The sequence below is a fragment of the Rhizobium sp. SAFR-030 genome (assembly GCF_059415005.1).
Window position 1 is genome coordinate 4147 of sequence record NZ_JBPFDO010000012.1, and the last position, 2755, is coordinate 6901.

At 54.1% G+C, this 2755-nt stretch carries 1 protein-coding gene, 2 tRNA genes and 1 rRNA gene; 1 reads left to right on the forward strand and 3 read right to left on the reverse strand.

What is annotated here, in order from left to right:
* Positions 1-253: 253 nt before the first annotated feature.
* From ACR65N_RS22000 to ACR65N_RS22010, 3 genes are all read right to left on the reverse strand, one after another.
* Positions 254-329: transfer RNA gene (locus tag ACR65N_RS22000), tRNA-Ala, on the reverse strand.
* A gap of 209 nt (positions 330-538) precedes the next feature.
* A tRNA-Ile gene (locus ACR65N_RS22005) sits at positions 539-615 on the reverse strand.
* A 233-nt stretch (positions 616-848) separates the two neighbouring features.
* A 16S ribosomal RNA gene (locus ACR65N_RS22010) occupies positions 849-2329 on the reverse strand.
* A 57-nt stretch (positions 2330-2386) separates the two neighbouring features.
* Between ACR65N_RS22010 and ACR65N_RS22015 the strand changes: the two genes are divergently transcribed.
* On the forward strand, positions 2387-2755 hold a 369-nt coding region (locus tag ACR65N_RS22015; RefSeq protein WP_440458771.1), incomplete at its 3' end, for a hypothetical protein.

Consider the following 2755-nt stretch of genomic DNA (forward strand, 5'->3'; position numbering starts at 1 on the left):
ATTTTTGCAGAACAGGCACAAAGCTCGAAGCAATGTGCAAACTTTTATTTCTTCAGAAGACAATTTTTCAGGGCTCACGCGCCGAAGGCGCTCCGCCAGGGCGCCAGACGACTGGCGACGCGCTCTGCGCTGTATGGCTGCCATGCTCAATCGTGAGCAGACCACCAGTACAGGCCGTGAGGCCGTCGCCGACCGTTCGGCGCGCCGTCCGCAGGCAGCAGCCAAAGGCTGCGCTCGCCGTGAGGACCAAATATGGTGGAGCTTAACGGGATCGAACCGTTGACCCCCTGCTTGCAAAGCAGGTGCTCTCCCAGCTGAGCTAAAGCCCCAATCTCGTCAGGGAATAGGCAGTAGCCAATTGGCATCAGCAACAAAGCCCGTCCATCAACACCATAATCCACACGATCGTATTCAACATTGAATGCGCCACCCATACAGGCTCAGAGAGCCGTCGCCAAGCGTTTGGCGCCCTCGTGGAGTGCAGGACCAAAGGTCCGAACAGCACGTGAACGCAAACAACCGTTTGCTGCTAAGCAAATGGTGGGCCCGGGTAGACTCGAACTACCGACCCCACGCTTATCAAGCGTGTGCTCTAACCAACTGAGCTACGGGCCCATTCAGTCAAACCGGTCGTGCGGTTTTTTGTCTTCATGAAGAAAGAGAAACGTGGTCGGCGGACCTCGCCATACCGACACCATCTGACCTGAATGAACAGGCCGGCATCGGCGTATTTCGTTTGCGATCGTGACCTGACTGGTCCGATCTATGTTCTAAAAAGCATGAGGAAGGTTCATACAGAGCCGACCCGAAGATCGTGTCTGTCGTCTTACCATTCCAGGCTTCCTTAGAAAGGAGGTGATCCAGCCGCAGGTTCCCCTACGGCTACCTTGTTACGACTTCACCCCAGTCGCTGACCCTACCGTGGTCGCCTGCCCCCTTGCGGTTAGCGCAGCGCCTTCGGGTAAAACCAACTCCCATGGTGTGACGGGCGGTGTGTACAAGGCCCGGGAACGTATTCACCGCGGCGTGCTGATCCGCGATTACTAGCGATTCCAACTTCATGCACTCGAGTTGCAGAGTGCAATCCGAACTGAGATGGCTTTTGGAGATTAGCTCACACTCGCGTGCTCGCTGCCCACTGTCACCACCATTGTAGCACGTGTGTAGCCCAGCCCGTAAGGGCCATGAGGACTTGACGTCATCCCCACCTTCCTCTCGGCTTATCACCGGCAGTCCCCTTAGAGTGCCCAACTGAATGCTGGCAACTAAGGGCGAGGGTTGCGCTCGTTGCGGGACTTAACCCAACATCTCACGACACGAGCTGACGACAGCCATGCAGCACCTGTGTCCCGGTCCCCGAAGGGAAAACCACATCTCTGTGGCGAGCCGGGCATGTCAAGGGCTGGTAAGGTTCTGCGCGTTGCTTCGAATTAAACCACATGCTCCACCGCTTGTGCGGGCCCCCGTCAATTCCTTTGAGTTTTAATCTTGCGACCGTACTCCCCAGGCGGAATGTTTAATGCGTTAGCTGCGCCACCGAACAGTAAACTGCCCGACGGCTAACATTCATCGTTTACGGCGTGGACTACCAGGGTATCTAATCCTGTTTGCTCCCCACGCTTTCGCACCTCAGCGTCAGTTATGGACCAGTAAGCCGCCTTCGCCACTGGTGTTCCTGCGAATATCTACGAATTTCACCTCTACACTCGCAATTCCACTTACCTCTTCCATACTCAAGATACCCAGTATCAAAGGCAGTTCCGCAGTTGAGCTGCGGGATTTCACCCCTGACTTAAATATCCGCCTACGTGCGCTTTACGCCCAGTAATTCCGAACAACGCTAGCCCCCTTCGTATTACCGCGGCTGCTGGCACGAAGTTAGCCGGGGCTTCTTCTGTAGGTACCGTCATTATCTTCCCTACTGAAAGAGCTTTACAATCCTAAGACCTTCATCACTCACGCGGCATGGCTGGATCAGGCTTGCGCCCATTGTCCAATATTCCCCACTGCTGCCTCCCGTAGGAGTTTGGGCCGTGTCTCAGTCCCAATGTGGCTGATCATCCTCTCAGACCAGCTATGGATCGTCGCCTTGGTAGGCCTTTACCCCACCAACTAGCTAATCCAACGCGGGCTCATCCATCCCCGATAAATCTTTCCCCCGAAGGGCGTATGCGGTATTAATTCCAGTTTCCCGGAGCTATTCCGCAGGGTTGGGTAGATTCCCACGCGTTACTCACCCGTCTGCCACTCTCCTTGCGGAGCGTTCGACTTGCATGTGTTAAGCCTGCCGCCAGCGTTCGTTCTGAGCCAGGATCAAACTCTCAAGTTGAGAATTCAATCTAGACTAATCACTATGTTCTGAATCGACGAGAACTCACGAGATCCCTTGTCCAATCCAAAACATGCATCACTGCACACTCTGGAGCGGCTCGGGTTCCGTCATTCCAAAGGAATGGCGAAAGATATCCGAGCCCAACAAGAAACCGGTGTTCTCATATCAAAACGTGACCGTCTGCATCGTATTCAAAGACAGTCCCTAAAGACCGTCCGCGAAACCACGCCGACCACGTTTCTCTTTCTTCTCATATTCAATTGTCAAAAAACAGACCGCAAAGCCAAAACCCGCAGTCGACAAAACCATCAGGACCAAACCGTAACCCGGCCCTCAATCAGCATCAGCCAATCTTATATGATTTTGACAGAGAAAATCCCGAAACCTCAGGTTTTCTCCAGAACGAAAGACTTCGTCGCTTGC